General features: G+C 52.3%; 20 protein-coding genes and 3 pseudogenes. 17 read left to right on the top strand and 6 right to left on the bottom strand.

The genetic code is table 11. The features are described from left to right. Positions 1-347 precede the first annotated feature (347 nt). Positions 348-2,483: an ATP-dependent Clp protease ATP-binding subunit gene (locus tag B4113_RS03265; protein ID WP_033017658.1), complete on the bottom strand. Its 2,136-nt coding sequence runs from the start codon at positions 2,481-2,483 to the stop codon at positions 348-350. A gap of 269 nt (positions 2,484-2,752) precedes the next feature. On the opposite strand from B4113_RS03265, the gene B4113_RS03260 reads away from it, so the two are divergent. Continuing rightward, positions 2,753-3,511, top strand: coding sequence for a FixH family protein (locus B4113_RS03260; RefSeq protein WP_033843395.1), 759 nt, complete (start codon positions 2,753-2,755; stop codon positions 3,509-3,511). 317 nt (positions 3,512-3,828) lie between these two features. Next, positions 3,829-4,869, top strand: a complete 1,041-nt coding sequence (locus B4113_RS03255; RefSeq protein ID WP_033017661.1) for a membrane protein — start codon at positions 3,829-3,831, stop codon at positions 4,867-4,869. 64 nt (positions 4,870-4,933) lie between these two features. Here B4113_RS03255 and B4113_RS03250 read toward each other — a convergent pair whose 3' ends face one another. Continuing rightward, complete coding sequence (locus B4113_RS03250) at positions 4,934-6,595, bottom strand: methyl-accepting chemotaxis protein (protein WP_051985027.1); 1,662 nt, start codon at positions 6,593-6,595, stop codon at positions 4,934-4,936. 434 nt (positions 6,596-7,029) lie between these two features. Between B4113_RS03250 and B4113_RS03245 the strand changes: the two genes are divergently transcribed. The 10 genes and pseudogenes from B4113_RS03245 (at position 7,030) to B4113_RS03205 (ending at position 15,316) form a co-directional block, all read left to right on the top strand. Then, positions 7,030-8,544: a spore germination protein gene (locus B4113_RS03245; protein ID WP_033017662.1), complete on the top strand. Its 1,515-nt coding sequence runs from the start codon at positions 7,030-7,032 to the stop codon at positions 8,542-8,544. A 78-nt stretch (positions 8,545-8,622) separates the two neighbouring features. Then, positions 8,623-9,711, top strand: a complete 1,089-nt coding sequence (locus B4113_RS03240; RefSeq protein WP_033843397.1) for a Ger(x)C family spore germination protein — start codon at positions 8,623-8,625, stop codon at positions 9,709-9,711. 26 nt (positions 9,712-9,737) lie between these two features. Continuing rightward, positions 9,738-10,850: a GerAB/ArcD/ProY family transporter gene (locus tag B4113_RS03235; RefSeq protein WP_033843398.1), complete on the top strand. Its 1,113-nt coding sequence runs from the start codon at positions 9,738-9,740 to the stop codon at positions 10,848-10,850. 169 nt (positions 10,851-11,019) lie between these two features. Beyond that, positions 11,020-11,691 carry a 7-cyano-7-deazaguanine synthase QueC gene (queC, locus tag B4113_RS03230; protein ID WP_033843399.1) on the top strand — a complete coding sequence of 224 codons (672 nt, stop codon included), beginning with the start codon at positions 11,020-11,022 and terminating at the stop codon, positions 11,689-11,691. Further along, positions 11,688-12,125: a 6-carboxytetrahydropterin synthase QueD gene (gene queD, locus B4113_RS03225; RefSeq protein WP_033843400.1), complete on the top strand. Its 438-nt coding sequence runs from the start codon at positions 11,688-11,690 to the stop codon at positions 12,123-12,125. The genes queC and queD overlap by 4 nt, the downstream gene beginning before the upstream one ends. After that, positions 12,125-12,859, top strand: a complete 735-nt coding sequence (gene queE / locus B4113_RS03220) for a 7-carboxy-7-deazaguanine synthase QueE (protein ID WP_033843401.1) — start codon at positions 12,125-12,127, stop codon at positions 12,857-12,859. The genes queD and queE overlap by 1 nt, the downstream gene beginning before the upstream one ends. A gap of 47 nt (positions 12,860-12,906) precedes the next feature. Next, positions 12,907-13,074: pseudogene (locus B4113_RS18450) on the top strand (NADPH-dependent 7-cyano-7-deazaguanine reductase QueF); the annotation flags it as partial. A gap of 153 nt (positions 13,075-13,227) precedes the next feature. Further along, complete coding sequence (locus B4113_RS03215) at positions 13,228-14,100, top strand: hypothetical protein (RefSeq protein WP_153017117.1); 873 nt, start codon at positions 13,228-13,230, stop codon at positions 14,098-14,100. A gap of 144 nt (positions 14,101-14,244) precedes the next feature. Next, positions 14,245-14,574 (top strand): annotated as a pseudogene (gene queF / locus B4113_RS03210) (preQ(1) synthase); the annotation flags it as partial. Between the two features lie 82 nt (positions 14,575-14,656). Further along, positions 14,657-15,316: an oxidoreductase gene (locus tag B4113_RS03205; protein WP_033844836.1), complete on the top strand. Its 660-nt coding sequence runs from the start codon at positions 14,657-14,659 to the stop codon at positions 15,314-15,316. Positions 15,317-15,348: 32 nt separating this feature from the next. Here the strand turns inward: B4113_RS03205 and B4113_RS18445 are convergent, their stop codons facing one another. The 3 genes from B4113_RS18445 to B4113_RS03195 form a co-directional block, all read right to left on the bottom strand. Next, positions 15,349-15,525: a DUF2187 family protein gene (locus tag B4113_RS18445; protein WP_081897190.1), complete on the bottom strand. Its 177-nt coding sequence runs from the start codon at positions 15,523-15,525 to the stop codon at positions 15,349-15,351. Between the two features lie 411 nt (positions 15,526-15,936). Continuing rightward, complete coding sequence (locus B4113_RS03200; protein WP_033843404.1) at positions 15,937-16,521, bottom strand: cell wall hydrolase; 585 nt, start codon at positions 16,519-16,521, stop codon at positions 15,937-15,939. A 197-nt stretch (positions 16,522-16,718) separates the two neighbouring features. Then, on the bottom strand, positions 16,719-16,913 hold the full coding sequence (locus B4113_RS03195; RefSeq protein ID WP_033017672.1) for a hypothetical protein: 195 nt from the start codon (positions 16,911-16,913) through the stop codon (positions 16,719-16,721). Positions 16,914-17,084: 171 nt separating this feature from the next. On the opposite strand from B4113_RS03195, the gene B4113_RS03190 reads away from it, so the two are divergent. The 5 genes and pseudogenes from B4113_RS03190 (at position 17,085) to B4113_RS03175 (ending at position 21,318) form a co-directional block, all read left to right on the top strand. Beyond that, entirely contained in the window at positions 17,085-17,648 is a 564-nt protein-coding gene (locus B4113_RS03190) for a hypothetical protein (protein ID WP_033843405.1), read from the top strand. Positions 17,649-18,167: 519 nt separating this feature from the next. Then, positions 18,168-18,365: pseudogene (locus B4113_RS18440) on the top strand (SDR family oxidoreductase); the annotation flags it as partial. Between the two features lie 58 nt (positions 18,366-18,423). Next, on the top strand, positions 18,424-18,669 hold the full coding sequence (locus B4113_RS03185) for a YueH family protein (protein WP_033017675.1): 246 nt from the start codon (positions 18,424-18,426) through the stop codon (positions 18,667-18,669). Positions 18,670-18,713: 44 nt separating this feature from the next. After that, the gene (locus tag B4113_RS03180) at positions 18,714-19,976 is read left to right on the top strand and encodes an ATP-binding protein (RefSeq protein WP_033843406.1); all 1,263 of its coding nucleotides are present in this window, start codon (positions 18,714-18,716) and stop codon (positions 19,974-19,976) included. Positions 19,977-20,169: 193 nt separating this feature from the next. Further along, positions 20,170-21,318, top strand: coding sequence for a cation:proton antiporter (locus B4113_RS03175; RefSeq protein ID WP_033843407.1), 1,149 nt, complete (start codon positions 20,170-20,172; stop codon positions 21,316-21,318). Between the two features lie 183 nt (positions 21,319-21,501). On the opposite strand, the gene B4113_RS18435 is transcribed toward B4113_RS03175, so the two are convergent. Further along, the gene (locus B4113_RS18435) at positions 21,502-21,735 is read right to left on the bottom strand and encodes a hypothetical protein (RefSeq protein ID WP_081897191.1); all 234 of its coding nucleotides are present in this window, start codon (positions 21,733-21,735) and stop codon (positions 21,502-21,504) included. Positions 21,736-21,983: the final 248 nt, after the last annotated feature.

The raw sequence follows: 21,983 nt of genomic DNA, 5'->3' as shown, positions 1-21,983 counted from the left end.
TTTGTCGAAAAATATTTTTTGGACACCCCTGAGGGGCCGAAAAGCCTTGATAAATCAACATTTCTAGAGGGAGGGTAAAAGAACTTTTCCTTCATAAAATCACCCATTCATGAAGATAGGTTGGAGGAATTGGGCTCCCGCTTTTCAGATGCCAAAACCAAAGCCGAGAGACAGGATCGCTTTTTACGCTACAAACACTAACAATATTTTCAAATTGATTGTCTCATCAAATAAGAAAAATGCCAAGCACAACCGTTAGTGAAAATTCGACATTTTTCGATTTGTGGTATTGGTCATAAAAAAACGCCTCACCTTTTGTTCAAGGTGAGACGATGTTCGTCAGACGGTTACGAGGCGATTTGCGCCACGATGGCGTCTCCTTTGACATCGATGCGGATCGCGCGCACCGATTGGTCAGCGTCAAGAAGACAGTCGGCGATGTTGTCTTCAACATGCTCTTGGATGACGCGGCGGAGCGGGCGGGCGCCGAAGGCCGGATGGTAGCCGAGCTCAGCCAGCTTTTCTTTCGCCGCTTCCGTCACGTCGAGTTCAATGCCTTGTTCGCGCATCGCCGCTTTGACATCGGCGAGCATCAAGTCGACAATCTCAAGCAAGTGCGCTTTTTCGAGCGGCTTGAACTCGATGATGGCGTCGAAGCGGTTCAAAAATTCGGGCTTGAAGTAAGCGCTGAGTGAGTCAAGGACGCTTGATGGGCCGCCGCTTTGTTTTTCAAAGCCGACGGTGATTTTTTTGTCGGTGACGCCGGCGTTGCTTGTCGCGATGATGACCGTGTCTTTGAAGCTGACGGTGCGGCCTTGGCTGTCGGTCAAGCGGCCGTCTTCCAAAATTTGCAGGAAGATGTGCTGCACGTCTGGGTGCGCTTTTTCAATCTCATCGAGCAAGATGATGCTGTACGGATGGCGGCGCACTTTTTCCGTCAGCTGACCGGCTTCTTCAAAGCCGATATAGCCCGGCGGTGAACCGATCAGCTTCGCGACGGAATGTTTCTCCATGTATTCGCTCATATCGAGGCGAATCATGGCGTCTTTCGTGCCAAACAGCTCTTCAGCGAGCGTTTTGGCGAGCTCCGTTTTCCCGACGCCGGTCGGGCCGACGAACAAGAACGAACCGATCGGACGGTGTTTCGCCTTCAAGCCGGCGCGGCTGCGGCGAATCGCTTTGGCGACTTTTTGCACCGCTTCCGCTTGGCCAATCACTTTTTTCGCCAAGTTGTCTTCGAGATGTTTCATTTTTTCTTTTTCATCGGCTTGCAGCTTGCCGACCGGGATGCCGGTTTTCTCGGCGATGATTTGCTCGATATCGGCGGCATCCACGACAGGGCGTTCTTGGGTGACGCCTTGGTCGAGCTGTTTCTCCAGTTTCAGCTCTTCATCGCGCAGTTTCGCCGCCAGCTCATAGTTTTCTTCTTTCGCCGCTTGTTCTTTTTCTTTCGCGATTTGCATCAGCCGCTCTTGCAGCTGTTTTTCATCGGTCGGGCCGAGGTGCAAGTTCGCTTTCGAGCCGGCCTCGTCCAACAAGTCGATCGCTTTGTCCGGCAGGAAGCGGTCTTGGATGTAGCGGTGCGCGAGTTTAACGCACGCTTCGATCGCCTCGTCTGTATAACGAACGTGGTGGAACTGCTCATATTTTGGTTGAATGCCTTTTAAGATGGCGATCGCTTCGTCAACGGTCGGTTCGTTTACGATGACCGGTTGGAAGCGGCGTTCAAGAGCGGCGTCTTTTTCAATGTGCCGGTATTCTTTCAACGTTGTTGCTCCGACGACTTGCAGTTCGCCGCGGGCGAGCGCCGGTTTTAAAATGTTGCCGGCATCCATCGACCCTTCGGCAGCGCCAGCGCCGACGAGCAGATGAATTTCGTCAATGAACAAGATGACGTTTTTCCGCTCTTGCAGTTCGGCGATGAGCCGTTTCATCCGCTCTTCGAATTGACCGCGGATGCCGGTGTTGGCGACAAGCGATGCCACATCAAGCAAGTACACTTCTTTGTTCAACAATTTTTCCGGCACGTTTCCTTCGGCGATTTTCAGCGCCAGCCCTTCAACGATCGCCGTTTTCCCGACGCCCGGCTCCCCGATCAACACCGGATTGTTTTTGTTGCGGCGGTTCAAAATTTCAATAACGCGCGCAATTTCTTTGTCGCGGCCGATGACGGGGTCGATTAAGCCCGCTTTGGCCATTTGCGTCAAGTTGCGGCCAAATTGATCCAAAAATCCGCCGCCATGACGCTGCGGGTGTTTGGCCGCTGTTTCCGGCGCGGCCGCTTGCGCGTTGGCCGCCGCCAGATGACCAGCGAACCAGTCGTCAAACGAAAACGGCGAAAAGCCGAAGTTCATTGGAATTGACAGTTGCTGTTTTTGTTTTTCATAGCATGTATGGCAAAGATGAAGCTGTTTTTTCTCACCATTCCATTGCAAGTTGACAAACACCGTTGCTTCACGTTGTTGGCATGCTTGGCAACGCATGAGGAATACCCCCTTCTCCGTTACTAGTAGTTTGACTTTGACTTTCTTTGATCTTCTGACTCTATTATACTTTGACCTTTTTTGACTTTCAAGTGTTTTGCGCAAAAAAATTTGTGATAACGATGAAATGTTTTTGAAAAAATGGTGAAGACTAATAGAGGTGGAACGAAGCTATGATAAACTGAAAAACAGAAAAAGAGACTGTTTTGTTCACCTGTCCGGTCGGGCAAATGGCATGACAGCTCTTAGATGGAAAGGAGAACAGGAACATGAAACGGTTCGCGTTAGCGTGTGCGGCTACGTTGATCGTCCTCACAGCGGCGGCTTGCTCGGACAACAATAAGCGAACGGAAACGCCGGCTGTGCTTGATGTGAAGATGGAGATACCCGATCATATCGAGTTGAACAAGCCGACGAAGCTCGCTTGTGTCGTGACGTATGGCGGTGAAAAAGTAGACGATGCGAGCGAAGTAAAATTTGAAGTGTGGAAGCACGGCGCCGGCGATCGCGACATGCTGAAAGCGAAGCGCGATGGCAGCGGGCGCTATTCGGTCACCAAAACGTTCACCGAAGCGGGGACGTATTCCGTTGTCGCCCATGTGACGGCACGCGATATGCACAACATGCCGAAAAAAGATGTTGTCGTCGGCAATCCAAGCCAAGCGGCTGAAAAAGGAGAATCGGACAGCCACCCGTCCGGCGAGGCGGATCATCAGCACGGTGAGGCAGGCCATCACCACGACAACAGTGTGTCCATGTCGTTATCTTCCCATTCGGTGACAGCCGGAAAACCAGTGACCTTAGCGGTTCGCATCATGAAAGACGGAAAGCCGCTGACGAAGGCGACCGTCCGTTTTGAAATTTGGCAGGCGGACAACAAACATGAGTTTGTCGAAACAAAAGAAGCCGGAAACGGTGACTATCAGGCGGAGGTGACGTTTGCTACGCCGGGAACGTATTCCGTGAAAGTGCATGTCGAAGCGGCCTCCCTGCATGAACATCAAGTCGAACAAGTGATGGCGCACTAACGAAGACGAGGGTGTCCCAAAAGGAACGGGATACCCTCTTTCGTTGCTATATATACGTTCTGACTGCTTCTGCCGCACTATATGTTGTGTCGATCTTGAAGGCAGACAACCTTTTGGGTCAGCACCGTTTTTTCTATTCTTGAAGGCAGACAACCTTTTGGGTCAGCACCGTTTTTTCTATTCTTGAAGGCAGACAACCCTTTGGGTCAGCCTGTTTTTTCTATTGAGGAACATTCTCCGGTTCGGCCGTCTTTCTTGTCCGCTGCGGACATATACATGGAATGAAAAGAGAGGGCAAGAGAAGGAGATGGCAGACGGTGAGAAAAAAAACGGAATGGGCGGAGGCGTGGCAAATTGCTGCCGTGTATGTCGGTACGGTGATCGGCGCTGGATTCGCGACGGGCAGAGAAATCATTGAATTTTTTACCCGGTATGGAACGGCGGGGACGATCGGGGTGGCGGTCAGCGGCGCGCTGTTCACTTGGGGCGGGGCGCGGCTCATGGTGATGGCGCGCCGCCTTGGCGCCGCCTCTTACGATGAATTGAATCGCTATTTGTTCGGGAAACGGCTCAGTCCGCTAGTGACCTTCGTGATGACGTGCATGGTGGCAGGGGTGACGGCGGTGATGATTGCCGGGGCGGGCGCGGTGTTTGAAGAGCAGCTCGGCTGGCCGCGGCAGGCGGGGATTGCGCTGACGCTTGGCGCGGCGTTGACGGTCATGTTGCTCGACCGCAAAGGGCTGTTTGGCGTGAATGTGTTTGTAGTGCCGATGATGGTGTTGTTTAGCGTCACGATTTTGCTCAAAATGGCGACAGCCGGGCATCTATGCCGACCGGGGGCAACAGCAGCGGACTATTCGCTGAAAGCGATGATGGCGCCGTTTTCTTATGCGGCGTTTAACTTGGCCATGGCGCAAGCGGTGCTTGTTCCCGTCGCCCGCGAAGCGGCGAATGAGCGGGTGGTCAAGCGCGGCGCGGTGTTGGGCGGCTTGCTGCTGACGGGGCTGCTGCTGTTGAATCATACGGTGCTGTTGTCGTTTCCGCATCACGCGGGCGATGAAATTCCGATGGCTCAGGTGGTTCGGACGTTTTTCGCCGTGCTTTATTGGTTTTATGTCGTCGTGATTTACGGGGAAATTTTCACCTCCGTCATCGGCGGATTGTTTGGGCTGGAACGTCAGGCGCGCGCCTGGTGGCCCGGGGGCGGGAAACCGCTTGGGGTGCTGCTTGTGCTGCTGTTTGCTGCTGTCAGCCCGTTTCGCTACGGGGAGCTGTTGTCGATGGTCTATCCGTTGTTCGGTTACATAAGCATTTGTTTGTTATGGCTTCTTTGGCGCCGGCGCATGCCAAAGCGGTAAACAAGCCCTTTTGCTCCTTGCCCAAGCGGCCGAGAAGCAAAAGGGTTTGCTTTTATAAAACCGGTCATTGAAGGGAAGTGGGCCTGTCACCAACTTCAGCGGTTTTCTCGGTCTTTTCGAAGTGAAAGCGGGAAATCATCTTATCCAATTCGCGCGCTGCCGCTGCCAGTGCATCCGCTTCGCGCGCCAGCTGATGAAGAGCGAGCGTCTGCTGTTCGAGCCCGGCCGATGTTTCATGAACCATGTTGGAAAATTCGGTGGCGACAGTGCGCACGCCTTCCATCAATTCGCTGAGGCGTCTGCCGTCGGCGGTGATATCGTTGACGTAGGCTTCGTTTTGTTGAAGCAAGCCGTTCAGCTGCGCAAACATGTTGCCGAGCGCCGTGAATGTTTCCCCGGTTTTCCACAGCGAATCTTTCGTTTTTTCTACGTGCCGGCCGCTTCCTTGCGCGGCATCGACCGCTTCTTTGAGCGCGTTCGCCATAGCGTCAAGTGAGGAAAAAATTTCCGACGCAAACGCGTTTGTGTCTTCGGCGAGTTTGCGCACCTCTTGGGCGACGATGGAAAACCCACGCCCTGCCTCGCCGGCCCGCGCCGCCTCGATCGACGCGTTCAGGGCGAGCAAGTTCGTCTGTTTGGCGATCGTGCGAATGGCGGCGATCATCTCATGAACGCGCCCGGCTTCTTTGGCCGCCTTGTCGATTAAGGTGGTCGTCTCCCCGATGCCGATCTGCATGGCATCCATATTCGTTTTCGTTTCGTCCATGAGGCGAATGCCCTCAGCCGCCGATGACCACGCTTCATCGGCCTGCCTGACGACCCGCTCTACAGCGGAACGCATTCCTTGGACGCGCTCCACCATTTGTTGGATAACGTCATCGGCTTGTCGGACGGCGTCGGTTTGTTGCTTGGCTCCTTCACGGAACGTTTCCACTGCGGCAGCGATTTCGTCAAACGATTCGGACAAGCGGCGCATTTCCATTTGTTGCTCATGGCTGACATCCCGCACCGTTTTCGCTGCTTTGCCGAGCTCGGTGATCATCGTGCGGATGCCGAGAATCATTTTGTTGATTTCGTAAGCGATTTGGTGAAATTCGTTCCGTTTCCCCGCCGTTTCCACTTCGGCGTGCAATTGGCCGGAAGAGGCGGTGCGGGCAACGCGGTACCAACGGCGCAGTTCGGTTGTCAGCCGCCGTTCCCAGAAAAACGAAAGCGCTGCGCCCGCTATCATCGCGGCCAAGGCGGCCAACCAGACAGGCAGCCGAGCGGCCGCCATTCCCCCGCCAACTGCGACGGGAAGGGCGACGAGGCTGGCGAACACCCACGGCAAATACGGGCGATGCATGAGCCGTCCCAGCCGCAAATTGATCCGTCTTCCACTCGGCTCTGTCCAAAGCGGGCAGCTAGCGTCAATCAACACTTCGCCCGTGTCGCGTTCGTACACTTGCAATAGCGGCTCGTTCGTGCGGGCGGCGGCGAGCCCGACCGGATCGGCGAAGGTTCGTCCTTCGCGGAGACGGTTGGTATGAATGAGGCCGTATCCGTTTTCATCGACAACGACAAAGTATTCGTCCTGGCCGAGCCGCTCATCCAACAAGGCGCGGAGGCGGTCAAGCTGCTCCTCAAGGGGGCGCGTCGGGTCCATGGACCGCCGCAGCCATTCCGCTGTTTCTGTCGCTTTTTTCAACGCCTGTTTCGCGCGGCGTCGCTTTGTCAAGTCACTCATTCGGCATTCTCCTTTTTCTTTTCGTCAGTCTTTTACACGCGTCCAGCCAAAGAGCACGCACTGGCGTGATAGGGAAGAAGGCGTCTCCTTCTGGTCGGCACGTTTCACCAAGGGGGCTATTTTTAATAATATATAGAAGATTTTGTCGAATCAATAGGAGATCAGAGGGGGATGAAGAAAAATCATCGATGGTTGGAAGTGGACTTGAAAGCTGGCGAAAAACAATAGATTCGCTCGATTGATGAGAAATTCCAAGGAATGACATGATGACGTTGCAAAGTTTTTCCGTTTGAGAAACACGGTTGGAGAGCAGTATTCCCCTTTAAATCACCAACCTTCTTGGTTCGTCCACCTCCAAGTCGGCTGCTGAGGATGAATAAAACTCATGGATAGCTGGGAGACTATGGAGTAAACGGAAAAGCGAGGGGATGGACGTGGGGTTGTTCACGTTTTGGAAAAATAAGAAGAAACGCCCTCCCAAGCGTCCGGTTTCTCAGCTTTGGGAACAATTGCGGCAATCGAGCGACTTTGTCGAAGTATCGTTTCGCGTTGGAGGCAAAGAGCTTTCCATTTATTATTTTGATTCACTCGTCGATCCCCAACTGTTGCAAGAGCGGATTCTTTGCCATCTGCAAAATGACATTCCAAAGCATCCAGACGTCCGGCTGGAAGATTTGCAGCAAATCGTGCCGATTCAGCGCATTGAAGTGAGCGAAGACACGGCGCTGATCGAAGAAAAAGTGCTGAAAGGATTTGTCGCTGTCACCTTCCGTGAGCAGCCGAACAAAGCGGCGCTTATGAGCGCCCCTGCTGACAATTTAGGGCTGCGGGAAAACAACGATTCGGAAAATGAGTTCAGCGTCGTCGGGCCGAAAGTCGGGTTTATCGAAAACATTGGCGTCAACCTTCATCTCCTCCGGCGGCAAATCGCCATCCCGAATTTGGTGTTTCGGGAAATGGCGATCGGTTCTGTATCGAAAACGAAAGTCGTCGTCGCCTATATCGACGGCGTGGCCAATCCGGAAGTGGTGCAAACGGTGACGCAGCGGCTTGAGACGATTCACTTCGATGTCGTGTTTGACAACGCGATTTTGGATCAGCTGCTCGCCGACAATTCGCGGACGCCGTTTCCGCTTTTTATCTCGACCGAGCGGATCGATCGCGCGGTGTATGCCCTCATTTCCGGGCAAGTGGCGGTGCTTTGCGACGGTTCGCCGTATGCGGTGATCGGGCCCGCGGCGCTGTTCGATTTTTTTACGTCGCCGGAAGATTACTATTTGCCGTGGGTACTCGGTTCATTTTTTCGGCTGATCCGGTTTTTCGGCGTGGCGTTTTCCGTGCTGGCGTCGCCGGTTTATGTGGCCGTGTTGACGTATCATTACGAAATGATTCCCGAGGATCTGCTCGGCCCGATCATTTATTCGCGTTCCAATGTGCCGTTTCCACCCGTGCTCGAAGTGCTGTTTTTGGAAATTACGATTGAGCTGCTGCGTGAAGCCGGGGCGCGGCTGCCGACGAAAGTCGCGCAGACGCTCGGGATTGTCGGCGGGATTGTGATCGGGCAGGCGACCGTCGACGCCGGTTTGACGAGCACGATTTTGTTGATTGTCGTCGCCTTGGCCGCGCTCGCGTCGTTTACCACGCCGATTTTCAAAATGTCCAACACGATTCGGTTCATTCGGTTTCCATTCATTTTGTTTGCTGCCGGCTGGGGCGGGGTTGGGATTGCTTTTGCCGTCTGTTGGCTGCTCATTCATTTAGGCCGGCTGCAGTCGTTTGGGTATCCGTATTTGGTGCCGTTTTATCCGTTGCGGTTTCCGCATTTGAACGATACCTTTATTCGCTCCCCGTACAGCCAAGCGGCGGAGCGGCCGCAGTTTCTTCGCCCGCGGTCGCGGTTTCGCTTTGACCCGAAGGAGGCGAAGCAAAAGCGCGATATTGATGAGTAAAGTACGATGGCCGACATGATCGCCGTCCGTTTTGACGAGAAGCAAAAGCGCGATATTGATGAGTAAAGGGGGATGTTGATGCGGCGCGGGTGGCTATGGATCGGGGCGCTGCTGTTGCTAGGCGGGTGCGCCAGTTCATCACGCCCGATCGACGAGATTCAAATTATTCAGGAGATGGGATATGATTTTGAAAACGGCCGTTATACAGGGACAGCCGTGTACCCGACGTTCAAACAAGGACCGATGACGAAACCCAATTTATTGACGACGACATCACCGACGATGTACGATCTCATTCCGCGCCTGTCGTCGAAATCGCCGTTGCCGATCGAGGAGGGGCAGCTGCGCCTCATTTTGTTCGGCAAGGAGTTTGCGAAGCGGGGAGTGACGCAGATTACGCACAGCTTGGCACGCAACAACAAAGTCGGAAGCCATTTGCTGCTTGGCGTGGCCAAAGGCAGCGCCAAGGAGCTGTTGCACATCACAGCGAAGACGACGCTCAGCGATACGCTCTATTTGCCGAACCTCGTCGAGCAAAATGAACAGTCGATGAACTTGCCGAAGACGAACTTGCATCTGTTTTTGTATCGCTACTTTTCCCCGGGGAGCGATCCGTTTTTGCCGTACTTTGAGAAAAAAGGCGATTTTGTGAAGCTCGAGGGGCTCGCGTTGTTTCGCGACGACAACTATGTCGGGCACGTCAGCTTGCGCGATGCCTTTTTAATGAAAATTTTGCTCGGGGAAACGAAAAACGGCGTTTATCAGCTGAAGGTTGGCAATCGCGGAAAGCAAGGCGAGGATCGGGTCATGCTGCAAAACTTATGGGCGAAGCCGAAATTTGAATGGAAACGTGACGGAAGCCGCCATCGCCTCGATGTGTTCGTTCATATTCATGCCTCGGTGCGAGATTATCCGTCATGGTTTGATCCGCTCATGGGGAAGCAGTTGGATAACGTAAAAAAAAAGATGGAAAACGAATTGGAGCACAATATAGAACGTTTATTCCGTTATTTTCAAAAAAAACGAATTGATCCGCTTGGCTTCGGCGATTTTGTTCGCAGTGTAACAAGACATTGGGATCAGGCTGCGTTTTACCGCGAATACCCGGACTTGGACATCCGCCCCCATGTGACGGTCGACATCGTGCACACGGGCATTGGCGAATAAGATGGGGGCTATGAGGAGGGAAGACCATGAAACAGCCGATTCCAGACCGGTTTCTCATCTCCCCGTTTTTCGTTTTTTTCGTCGTCCACGCTACACAGATTGGTGTTGGGGCGCTCAGCTTCCAACAGCCGCTGATGAAAGCGGTCGGGCAGGATGCCTGGATGGTCGTGCTTCTGGCCGGGCTGGCCGCCCACTTGTTCATTTGGTTGATGTATCGCCTGCTTTCCCGCGCTCCTTTCGGCGGGGATATTGTCTCGCTTCATCAACATTATTTGGGCCGGTGGTTTGGCGGCCTGTTGAGCGTAGGGGTGATGTGTTATTATCTGTTGGCGGCGCTGACAGTGCTGCAGGCGTACATTGAAATCATTAAAGTATGGGTGTTTCCGCTCATGGGAACATGGCAGTTCAGCCTCATTTTTTTGGCGCTCACCTATTACGCCGTTCTGGGCGGATTTCGCGTCGTGGTAGGACTATGTGTATGGGGGGTCGTCATTCCGCTGGCGACCATTTTCCCAATGTTATTTTTTCCGCTGGAGTACGCGCAGTATCGAAACTTGCTGCCGGTATTCGACCATTCGTTTGGGCAGCTCGTCAGCGCGTCGAAAGAAATGACGCTGCAATATTTAGGATTTGAAATGCTGCTTATGTACTACCCATTTGTGAAAAACGCGCCGTCTTCGCAAAAATGGGCGCATGCCGCCAACGGTTTTACGACCTTCATTTATCTTGTCATCATTCTTATCTCGATCGTGTTTTATAATCAAGAACAAATTCAGCACTTAACATGGCCGACGTTGACGCTGGCGAAAATTCCTGAAGTGCCGTTTATCGAACGGATGGAATACATCGTCATCTCGATTTATGTGCTTGTCGTGTTTCCGATCATCACCCTCTCGGTTTGGGCGGCGACGCGAGTTGTGAAACAGCTGTTTGCCGTCCAGCAGCGCCGTTCGCTGCCTGTGCTTCTTGTCATTTTGTTTATCGGCACGCTCTTGCTTCAAGAGAAAGCCGACATCGAACGGATCAGCCAATGGACGGCCAAGCTCGGATTGTATCTTGTCGCCGTCTATGTTCCACTTTTATGCATCAGCGTGTGGGTGGTGGAAAAGGTGAAAAAAACGCTACAACAAAAGCGGTAAGTATGGTATAGTGAGAAAGAAAACAGAAGAATGCAATTCTGTACGTTTGTACGGGAGAGGTTTCTAGCAACACCCTCTATAAAAAACTAGGGACGGCTGTATCCTAGGGGTATGGCCTTTTTGTTTTGGAAACCTCTTCTTCTGCTCATTCAGAAGGAGGCGGATGAGGATGAAGCGAAAGGAAGAAAAGGCGGTCGTCGTCTTTAGCGGCGGTCAAGACAGCACGACGTGTTTGTTTTGGGCGAAAAAGCAGTTTGGTGACGTGGAAGCGGTGACGTTTGACTACGGCCAGCGCCACCGTCTAGAAATAGAAGTGGCCTCGTCCATCGCCGCAGAACTTGGCGTCCGCCATACGGTGCTTGATTTGTCGCTTCTCGGGCAGTTGGCGCCGAACGCCTTGACGCGGCGCGACATCGCCATTGAACAAAAGGAAGGTGAGCTGCCGACGACGTTTGTGGACGGGCGCAATTTATTGTTTTTATCATTCGCTGCCGTGCTTGCCAAACAGCGGGGTGCGCGCCATATGGTGACGGGAGTGTGCGAAACCGATTTTAGCGGCTATCCGGACTGCCGCGATGTATTTATCAAATCATTGAACGTCACGCTGAATTTAGCGATGGATTACGAATTTGTCATTCATACGCCGCTCATGTGGCTGACGAAAGCGGAGACGTGGAAGCTCGCTGATGAGCTCGGGGCGCTCGAGTTCATCCGCACGAAGACGCTGACGTGCTACAACGGCGTCATCGCCGACGGCTGCGGCGAATGCCCAGCGTGCGTGCTGCGCAAGCGCGGGTTGGAGGAATATTTGCGGGAAAAAGCGGAGGTGGAGGTGCGATGATGCACCAGCTCTATCCGCAGGTGACGCATCACTACCGCTATGAGTTGAACAAAGATATGCACGTCGCTGCCGCCCATTTCATCCCGCACAAAGCGGCCGGGAGCTGCGCCAACGTGCACGGCCATACGTACATCGTCAATGTGACGATCGCCGGCGACGAGCTCGATGAGAGCGGCTTTTTAGTCAACTTTCAAACGGTAAAGAAGCTTGTCCACGGAAAATTGGACCATACGCTGCTCAATGATCACAACGATTGGTTTGACCGTCACGACCCGAACCGGTTTCCGACGACGGAAGTGGTGGCGCGCACGATTTATGAAACGATTCAGCGCTATTTGGATACGCTGCCGCACAAGCCGAAATGTTTGCAAGTGTTTGTCCGCGAAACGCCGACGAGCTATGTCGTCTACCGTCCGAAAGCGGGGGAGCGGTAATGGCGCGCACGATTCCGGTGTTGGAGATTTTTGGTCCGACCATCCAAGGAGAAGGCATGGTGATCGGCCAAAAGACGATGTTCGTCCGCACCGCCGGCTGCGACTACCGCTGCCGCTGGTGCGATTCGGCGTTTACGTGGGACGGATCGGCCAAAGACGAGATCGAGCAGCTGACGGCCGACGACATTTGGCGGCGGCTTGAAGCGATTGGCGGCCGCCGCTTCCGCCACGTGACGATCTCCGGCGGCAACCCGCTGCTGATCGCCGCGCTCGGTGAGCTCGTCGCGCTCCTTCATGAAAAAGGGGTGCGAGTGGCGGTCGAAACGCAAGGGAGCCGCTGGCAGGATTGGCTGCTTGACGTTGACGACGTCACCCTTTCCCCGAAACCGCCAAGCTCGGGGATGGACACCGACTGGGCGGCGCTCGATCAAATCATCGAACGGCTGCAGGCCGATCGAAGCCGGGCGCGGCGCGTCAGCTTGAAAGTCGTCGTGTTTGACGATGACGATTTGTCGTATGCGAAAGAGGTGCACCGCCGTTACCCAGGCGTTCCGTTTTATTTGCAGACGGGCAACGCCGATGTGGCCGCTTCCGAGGTCGATGCCCTTCGCGTGAAGCTTCTCAGCCGGTTGGAATGGCTCGTCGAACAAGCCGCCGAGTCGGAGGAGCTGGCCGATGTCCACATCCTGCCCCAGCTGCACACGCTTCTTTGGGGAAACAAGCGCGGTGTGTAAAGCGAGGGCGGCTCACTGGGATAGATCGATCAAGGAGGAATGAAGGAATGGCAGGAAGAAAAGAGGAAGAATTGAAAGATTTGACGCTGCTTGGCAATCAAGGAACGACGTATTCGTTTACGTACAATCCGAATCTTCTTGAAGTGTTTGACAACAAACATCCTGACCGGGATTATTTCGTGAAGTTCAATTGTCCGGAGTTTACGACGTTGTGTCAATAAGGGCACACTTCAGCGGTGACGCTGTCGGCTAAACCTTGTGAATTCAGGGGAAGAAAGGGTAGGGGAGACAGATAGACAATAGATTGAGTCTTGTTGTATAATACAAGTAACCGCAAGGAACGTACGTTCTTGTTGGAGGTGCTTGTATTGGACAAAGCCCCTTGGAGAGATAAAGAGTGGTTCGTTAAAGAGTTTATTTATAACGGAAAAAGTATCCATGAACTTTCTTGTGAATTAGGACTCAATTGGTCAAGTGTTGAGAGGTGGCGTCAAGTTCATGGGCTTCCGAAACATTCGGATAAAGAGAAGATTATCAAACAGTACGGACTCGAAGTGTGGACTAATATTATGAAGAAGGAAAGGTACTCTGCTTCTAACAGGAGAAACGCTGAAAAAATAAAAGGTAAAAGTTACGAGGAGATATATGGGAGTAACAAAGCGACGGAAATAAAAAATAGGATATCGTTTGCTAACAGAGGGATAAAAAGATCGAAAGTTTTTAGGGGGAATTTGTCAGATAGGCAAAAAGGGCATAAAAATTCAAACTGGAAAGGAGGATTTTATAGTGGCAATGCCTATAAAGAGATCGATAGAGTATATATAAAAGAATATGTGCTAGACACATGGAATAAATACTTCATTATGGAGAAAAATTATACGTGTGAATCGTGTGGAATAACAACAATAACTTGTAATGGTCATCATATACTTTCTTTTACCAAAATATTTGAAGCCGTTTGTTTTTACTTGGGTAAACGTAACCAGCTAAATACCCTATCTGTAATTAAGGAAATGCATTTATTTCACAAAAGAAATTATCGACAAATTTATAAATGTTTATGTCCTTCGTGCCATCGAAATATCCATAAACAACAAAATTATCAGGTTAGGGTTAATGAGGAAAATCAACTTATTCATCTTTTGACCCCCTACTTTTCCGACCCTGAGCCAAGCCTCAGACGGCAAGAGGTTGCTCCGTTTGAGGAAGGTGCAGAGACTATCGAAATCACTTCAGAGTGAAGCGAGTAAGAGTAGCTCTGAAGGAAGAGAGTAGAGTACACCGTTGCACATTGTTGCCGCGGTGGAAGCGCAAGGGTTCTTATTCAGTATCGCAGCTGAATAAGAATAAGATATAGTCCACCTGTTTGCGTCGGTAAACAGTTGCCAAAAACCGGACAACCGGACTTCGCGACGATTTACATCAGCTACATCCCGGACAAAAAATGCGTCGAAAGCAAGTCGTTGAAGCTGTATTTGTTCAGCTTCCGCAACCACGGCGACTTTCACGAAGACTGCGTCAACATCATTATGAACGATTTGATCAAAGTCATGGAGCCGCGCTATATCGAAGTGTGGGGCAAATTCACCCCGCGCGGCGGCATTTCCATCGACCCGTATTGCAACTGGGGGCGCCCGGGGACGAAATACGAAAACATGGCGGAATACCGGCTGCTCAATCACGACTTGTATCCAGAAAACGTCGACAACCGCTGAAATCGTCAAAAAAGAGGTAGTTTTTTCGCTCCGGCTCATATATAATGAACGATGAACGTTTGTAGCCTTGGAGGTTTGGAAGTTGGAGCGAAGAACAGCCCTTTTGCTCGGAGCGAGCGGTTTGGTCGGCGGTGAAGTGCTGAAGCTGTTGTTGCAGTCGGATATATACCGGCAGGTGACAGTGCTCGTTCGCACGCCGTTGCCGATCAAGCATGAAAAGCTGCAGCAAGTCGTCGCCGATTTTGCCCAGCTTGAGTCGTACGAGCGGTATTTTGCTGTCGACGATGTCTTTTGCTGCCTCGGGACGACGCGCAAAAAAGCGAAAACGAAGCAACGATTCATTCAAGTTGATTATGAATATACGCTGCGCGCCGCGGCGCTGGCGGAAAAACGCCGCGTGAAAAGCTTTTTGACCATCTCTTCGGTCGGTGCCGACCCTTGTTCGCCGTTTTTCTATCAGCGCGTCAAAGGAGAGATGGAAGAAGCGCTGCAGCGGCTTTCCATCCCATCGCTCCATATTTTTCGTCCGTCGCTGCTTGTCGGCAAACGGCGGGAGTTCCGGCTCGGCGAGGCGCTCGCCGGGTGGCTGTTCGGTCGGCTGCCGTTTTTGTTCGTTGGCAAGTGGAAAAAGTACAAGCCGATTGATGCCCACGAGCTTGCGTTGGCGATGTTTTACCGGGCGTTGTCGGCGGCGGACGGCGTCCATATTTATGAATGTGATGAACTCGCCCGCATTTCGTAAACAAAAAAGAGGCTCTTGGCAGCCTCTTTTTCCTATTCAATAATTTTATAATTTTTATGATTGACAACCGTCCGCTCTTGCAAATCGAGTTCACGGTAGTTTTTCATGTATGTCAAATCCACGATGACTGAGTTTTCATTCACCTTCTCCACAATGCCGCGCAATCCGTTTTTAAACTCAATAATATCTCCGACTTTAGCTTTTTTCATCGTCATTCCCCTTTTATCGAATTTAATCATCAGCCGGATTTGCTGCGATGGAGCCACTCGGTGTACTTGTTTTTGCAACCGGCTTTTTTACTAGTTTGCCGTATTTTTGAATGCAAGTAAAGGGGATATATGTCCTAAAAAATTGAACGTACGTTCCAAACCAAATCCCCTGCCACCTTATCACCAAAACATGTACTTGACGGTTCACTTCTCTGAATAAGTGTATGCAAAACATGATTGGTTTCCTGTTGTTTCTTGGTTGCATAAGTCAGGTACGTGATGAAAAAATCAAGGACAACTTTTGGTGAAGAGCCCCCTGCCTCAAGGGGAATGAAGGGCGACGGCCCGGCGAAGTGCAACGGAGGGTGTTCGCGATTGAAAAAAGGGGCGAAACCGCCCCTTTGTTTTCGTTTATTTGGCAAACACGTGGTTGCCGATGACAACGGTCACCGGGCGAGAGCGCAGCCAGTTGCTTTTCGCCGTTTTCGGATTATAGAAATAGAGCGAGCCGTTTCCTAAACCGCGAAAAGCAAGTGCTTCTTCAACGGCACGGTAAGATTCGCGGTCAGCCGGTTCGTTGATCGTTCCGTTTGCGACCGGCGTGAACGCGTAATGGCCGCCAGAGCGCTCATAAATGACGTCGCGAATCGTATCGGGAAAATCAGGATGATCGACGCGATTGAGAACGACCGTCGCCACGGCCACTTTCCCGGCATACGGTTCTCCCTTCGCTTCGGCATGAACAAGGCGGGCAAGCAAATCTTTTTCTGCCGCTGTAATGCCGGCATCAGGGATGACGAGTTGTTCGCCAGGGTACAATAGATCGCCTTTGCGATTCTTTTGTTTCAGCTGTTTCAGCGGCACGCCGTATTGTTTGGCGATTTTCCAAAGCGTATCGCCGCGTTTGACTGTATGAATGGTCGCCGCATCGGCGTGGCCGGCAAAGAAAAACGTTCCACACAATAGCGCCATCACCCATGCCTTTCCTCGTTTCATTCACATCCCTCCTCTCGTAAACTCGCTACTAGAGTAACAAGGATGGCGTCGCTCTTCATTATCTAAATGATGGAAAAGGGTGCGAAGCGTTGATAGGACGAGTTTCATAGAAACGTTGGAAATTTCTCCGCCAAAAGCAACATCCGGCTTTCCTCCTCCCTTGAAAGCCGGATGTTGAAACGATGAAGACAAAGAAGTCAGCTGCGCGGGGTATCCATGTAATGGTAGAGAACGTGGCCGCCGCGCTGGGCGATGCCGCGGAACTGTTTGAAATCGGGCTGTTGGATGAGCACGGAGCGGAAGAGTAAAAAATCTTCTTTTTTCACCAATAGTTCAGAGATGACGCCGTTGCGCAGTTCGTTGATTTTTTGAACGGCCCATGCTTCATTCATCATCGATCCCCCCAATCGTTGATGAAATCGCCTTGACAACATTTATCATAACGCAGCCGACGATGCGGATAAATACCCATATTTTGGCCGGGCAAACACCCTTTGCTTGTTCCGACATACAATATGGGTGGGTACGCGCCCCGAGAATATGAGTGAGAAAGGGAGAGGACAATGAATCATTGGAATTCGTATGTGAATCAACCATTTCCGGCGGCTGCCGGCTATAGCGGCGAGACGGGCCCGGCCGAGCCGGCGATGCCGATGACCTACTATCCATCGATGGTGCCGTACAGTTGCTGGTGTCCGCCGGCGATGCCGATGGCGCCGTTGGTCAGCCCGGCTTATATGGGCGGGCTTGAGAGCTCGGATAGTTTCGACAGTCCAGACAGTTCGAATCTGATGCCGCCGCTCAGCCTAGGGCCGAATGTGGCGCCCGCTTCGGCCGAACCGATGAGCGGAGAAGACAATGCTTCGCCTGCCGGCCATATGGCTCCGTACGGGAGCATGGCGCCAGCTGTCGGCACGGGAGGCGGTCCGGCGCCAGCGTTCATTCCCTATATGTCGACGGGGGTGACGCCGGCTGTTGTTCCTAGTAGCGTCCCGTATGCGCCGATGTACTATCCGGTGCCGCACCCCACCATGCCATACGGTGGTTACGCCGCGCCGTGGCTGCCGTCATATGATGGCGGTCTCACCCCTTACGCCCCTGGATGGTCGACGCCGTATATGCCATAACTCATGGAAAAAGACCGCGATAAAGCGGTCTTTTTTTGCGGATAAACTCCATGTCATTGCGCCGAAAAGGCCGGTGAAAACCGGCTGCCGCAAGCAAATCTGCGGCATGGCGCCAAAAAGAAGGTTGATTTCACTAGACTTTTCTAACCGAGAAACAAATGGAATCGCACAATTTTGTACGAAGTCACCGTCCCTCTAGAAGGGCGGTGATTTCCTCGCGCAACTGCTCCCTAGCATTGTTTCTCAAATAGAAAAGCCTTGCAACAATGCAAACTTTTTACGTCAACTAAAGGCAATCAATGTTTTTCACCAGCCTCCGAGCAGGGCGGTGATTTCCTCGCCCCACCGCTTCTTCGGATCGTTTCTCAAGTAGAAAAAACTTGCTGCATCAGCCTCTATGTTCACGCGTTCCATCACCGCTCAAGGCAAACAGCGGTTTTTCACCAGCCTCCTAAGGAGCGAGCGAATGTTTTGTGACGCTTCTGAATGGTATACTAAGCGGTAGTTTCCCTAGCAAGAAAAGGCTGGATTGAAACCGGTGATTACCGCCAATTGCGCAGCATCGACCACGAACAACATCCGGCCGGCCGCGTCGGTCAACCGGATGATATCGCGCGCGCTTGTCTGTATTTGTGCGATGAAGAAAACGATTTTATCACCGGGACGAATCTCATCATTGATGGGGGGATGACAAGGAAAATGGTGTATATTGAGTAGGGAGCAGGGGTTTGTTAAAATAAACGAAATGGAAGTCTTCAAAAGGTGGGATGAGGGAATGAAAATCCGCAAAACGCCGGTCGTGGACGGACAAGCTCCTACGCGCGTTTATCTTTATGAAAACCGAAAAGAGGAGTACATTCTTCTGGCTATTCCGGCGCTTGAGTGGTCCTTTTCATTCTCTTATGAGGAGGAAACGGAAGAGACGGCGCGGCGGTTGGAGGCATCGTTGGAAAAACGGCTCGGTCGCGAGCGCGCCGCCTTGCTGGCGGAGCAGCTGCTCGGTTGGGCGCGGGAAATGTAGCCCGGCGGCCCACGATTTTTGCATGTTAGGGGTTCGATGGGGACGTGTTCAACAAATCAAAAGTCATGGCAACCTATATGATCGGCAGTGTAGTATGGATCGTTGCCACCGATGTCTTGCTCAACGTGCTGCCGGTCGGCCGCGGCGTCTATGCGGTGCTCAGCGCGGCCAAAGGAACGGTGTTTGTGTTGCTGTCGGCCGTGTTTTTGTATCAGTTGCTGAAAAAACGCGAGCAGCTGGAAAAAACGGAGGAAAACGAGCAGCAACTATTGACGCTCATTAACTCGATGCCTGATTTTGTTTGTTTTAAAGACAGCGAAGGACGATGGCTGCGCGTCAATGATTTTGGCCGCCGGCTGTACGGCTTGGAACAGATCGACTATATCGGGAAAACCGACCGCGAACTCGGCGAACGAATGCCGTTTTTCCAAAAGGCGTTTGAGCAGTGCATAGAATCGGATCGCGAGGCATGGGAAAGCGGAACGGTGACGCGCCGCGAAGAATCGTTCGAGACGCCGGACGGGGAAATGAAAACGTTTGATGTGATTAAAGTGCCGCTGTTTGAAGAAAACGGCAAGCGCAAGGGGCTGTTGACGATCGGCCGCGACATCACTCAACAAAAACGAGCCGAGGAGTTGTTGCGCAAGAAAGAAAAACTGTCGGTCCTCGGCGAACTCGCGGCAGGCATTGCCCATGAAATCCGCAACCCGTTGACGTCCATGAAAGGGTTTATTCAAGTGATGCAGGAGACGCGGGAAGTAAACGATCACTATATGCGCATCATGTTGAGCGAACTCGACCGCATCAACCAAATTGTCAGCGAACTGTTGGTGCTGGCGAAGCCGCAAAGCCACGATTACCGCCCGTTTTTGCTCGGCGAGGCCCTTTCGTACGTGATCAGTTTGATCGGCCATGAGGCGACGTTAACCAATGTTTCCGTATCGGTCCATAACAACGCTCCGAAAGCGTATGTGCACGGCGATCAAAACCAAATTGTCCAAGTGCTTTTGAACATTATGAAAAATGCGGTCGAAGCGATGCCTAACGGCGGAACCTTGTATGTCCGCGTTTCTGAAGCTGAAGGGAGCGTCTGCATCGATATTGCCGACACCGGCATAGGCATTCCGAAAGAGCGGTTGCAAAAAATCGGCGAACCGTTCTTTACTTTGAAGGAAAAAGGGATGGGGCTCGGGTTGACGACGAGCATGAAAATTGTCCAAGAGCATAAAGGGACGATGCGGATTGAAAGTGAAGTGGGGAAAGGGACCGTCGTTCATTTAACTTTTCCGTCCGCCCGTGCATCTTAGGCGAACACATCGTCCGGAAGGGGCGAAAAAGATAAAGGCACAAACAGAAGGGGGCACCGAATGGGAAGCGTTCGTATGATCGGTTAAGCGAAACAGATAACAGAAGGAGCGGCCCCCATGTATGAAAACTGAAACCTTCCGCGCATGATAAACGTAATCAAGAAAGGAAAACTGCGCGAGAGGATGTGATGGAATGCTCATCGCCCAACTGGCTGTCATTTTATTCGCCGCCAAACTGGCCGGCGATGCGGCTGCGCGTCTTGGTCAGCCTGCTGTGCTTGGCAAGCTGCTGATCGGCATTGTGCTTGGGCCAAGCATGCTCGGAGTGATTGAAAATACCGATTGGTTGCACGAACTGAGTCAAATCGGTGTCATTTTGCTCATGTTTATCGCCGGCCTTGAAACGGATATCGACCAGTTTAAGCGAACGGGAAAAGCCGCGTTTGCCGTTGGTGTGCTCGGCATCGCTGTTCCGTTGCTGGCCGGGTATGCGGCCGGAGCAGCGCTCGGCATGGAGACGGGCGCGGCCTTATTTTTAGGTCTTTTATTATCGGCGACGAGCGTCAGCATTTCGGTGCAGGCGCTGAAAGAGATGGGGCGCTTGCAGTCCAAAGAAGGATCGGCAATTCTTGGCGCCGCGGTGATTGATGACGTATTGGTTGTGATCGCTTTGGCGTTTTTGTTGAGTCTTACCGGCGGCGATGTCGATCTCGGCGCGGTTGTGTTGAAAAAAGTGGTCTTTTTTACCGTTGCGGTATTGCTCGCTTGGAAAGCGGTCCCGCTCATCTTGCGGTGGTTTGCCCCGCTGCGCGTGACGGAAGCCGTCGTCTCAGCCGGGCTGATCATCTGCTTTGCCTTCGCTTGGTTTGCCGAAGCTACCGGAGTGGCGGCGATCATCGGCGCTTATATCGCCGGGCTTGGAGCCAGTTTTACCGATTATCGGGAGGAAGTGTTGGACAAAGCTGAAACGATTGGGTATGCGTTGTTTGTCCCCGTCTTTTTTACCTCCATCGGGGTTGCAGCCGACTTTTCCGGGGTTTGGCAACATTGGCCGCTCATTTTCGGTTGGAGCGTGCTGGCCGTTTTGACGAAGCTCGTCGGCGCCGCGCTGGGGGCAAAATGGGCCGGGTTTTCGTGGGGAAGCTCGTTGGCGGTCGGCGCCGGCATGGTGTCGCGCGGCGAGGTCGCGCTCATTATTGCCGGCATTGGCTTGGAAGCCGGGCTGCTTGATGATGAGTTGTTTGCGATCATGATCATCGTCGTGCTGGTCACGACCATTGTGACTCCCCCGCTTCTCAAAACGATTTTTAGCCGGTTGCAACCGGTTCGCCAGACCGCGTAAACAAGCTGACGGGCCGGCGATGAAGGGGGAGGGATGTTGGCTTCGATTGAGAGGTTGGCGAACACTAGCGGTTCGCTCCGCTGGTGAGAATCCGAAGGAATGGGGGGAGTGTCGCAACATGTCTCAATTTGTGAAACGAGGTTGATGCTAGGAAACAACATTCTCCTTTACATCGCCAACCTTCTAGGCGGTGCTGTGGTTGCTGCTCAAAAAGCCGGGACTGACGGAAGCTGTCGAAAGGAGGGCTTTTTCCGTCCGCCCCGGTTTGATGGTAATGAGCGGTTTTTTCGCTTGTTTCCCTGTATCGACGCTATCTTTGGCGAGTTCCGCTTCCGCTTTCGAGACGGTTGGATTGGCTACTTCTTGGCTGACCTTATTTTGTCTTCCTTTTTGGACATTTCTATTCCCTTCTTTCATGATAAGATCTAGAAGGCCGGTGATTTAGTGTAAAATACTGCTGAGTTCCACCCATTTTTCAATTAGAGAAATCTTGCAGAATCGGCTTTCTTTTCTGAATGAAAATGCCTCCAGTTGGTGTGTGACAGCGATTTTTCACCGGCCTTCTAGAAGGCTGGTGAAAAACCGCTGATTTCCTTCATCAATGGGAGAATGAGCGAAAAGCAGGCCCGATACAACAAGGGTTTTTCTAATTGAGAAATAACATT

This window comes from Geobacillus sp. B4113_201601 (assembly GCF_001587475.1).
Lineage (GTDB): Bacteria > Bacillota > Bacilli > Bacillales > Anoxybacillaceae > Geobacillus > Geobacillus icigianus.
This window is presented reverse-complemented; position numbering and strand designations above follow the sequence as displayed.

Coding starts and splice junctions, on each gene's coding strand:
- B4113_RS03265 (WP_033017658.1), bottom strand. CDS start 2,483: ATGCGTTGCCAAGCATGCCAACAACGTGAAGCAACGGTGTTTGTCAAC.
- B4113_RS03260 (WP_033843395.1), top strand. CDS start 2,753: ATGAAACGGTTCGCGTTAGCGTGTGCGGCTACGTTGATCGTCCTCACA.
- B4113_RS03250 (WP_051985027.1), bottom strand. CDS start 6,595: ATGAGTGACTTGACAAAGCGACGCCGCGCGAAACAGGCGTTGAAAAAA.
- B4113_RS03240 (WP_033843397.1), top strand. CDS start 8,623: ATGCGGCGCGGGTGGCTATGGATCGGGGCGCTGCTGTTGCTAGGCGGG.
- B4113_RS03235 (WP_033843398.1), top strand. CDS start 9,738: ATGAAACAGCCGATTCCAGACCGGTTTCTCATCTCCCCGTTTTTCGTT.
- queC (WP_033843399.1), top strand. CDS start 11,020: ATGAAGCGAAAGGAAGAAAAGGCGGTCGTCGTCTTTAGCGGCGGTCAA.
- queD (WP_033843400.1), top strand. CDS start 11,688: ATGATGCACCAGCTCTATCCGCAGGTGACGCATCACTACCGCTATGAG.
- queE (WP_033843401.1), top strand. CDS start 12,125: ATGGCGCGCACGATTCCGGTGTTGGAGATTTTTGGTCCGACCATCCAA.
- B4113_RS18445 (WP_081897190.1), bottom strand. CDS start 15,525: ATGAAAAAAGCTAAAGTCGGAGATATTATTGAGTTTAAAAACGGATTG.
- B4113_RS03200 (WP_033843404.1), bottom strand. CDS start 16,521: ATGAAACGAGGAAAGGCATGGGTGATGGCGCTATTGTGTGGAACGTTT.
- B4113_RS03195 (WP_033017672.1), bottom strand. CDS start 16,913: ATGAATGAAGCATGGGCCGTTCAAAAAATCAACGAACTGCGCAACGGC.
- B4113_RS03190 (WP_033843405.1), top strand. CDS start 17,085: ATGAATCATTGGAATTCGTATGTGAATCAACCATTTCCGGCGGCTGCC.
- B4113_RS03185 (WP_033017675.1), top strand. CDS start 18,424: ATGAAAATCCGCAAAACGCCGGTCGTGGACGGACAAGCTCCTACGCGC.
- B4113_RS03175 (WP_033843407.1), top strand. CDS start 20,170: ATGCTCATCGCCCAACTGGCTGTCATTTTATTCGCCGCCAAACTGGCC.
- B4113_RS18435 (WP_081897191.1), bottom strand. CDS start 21,735: ATGAAAGAAGGGAATAGAAATGTCCAAAAAGGAAGACAAAATAAGGTC.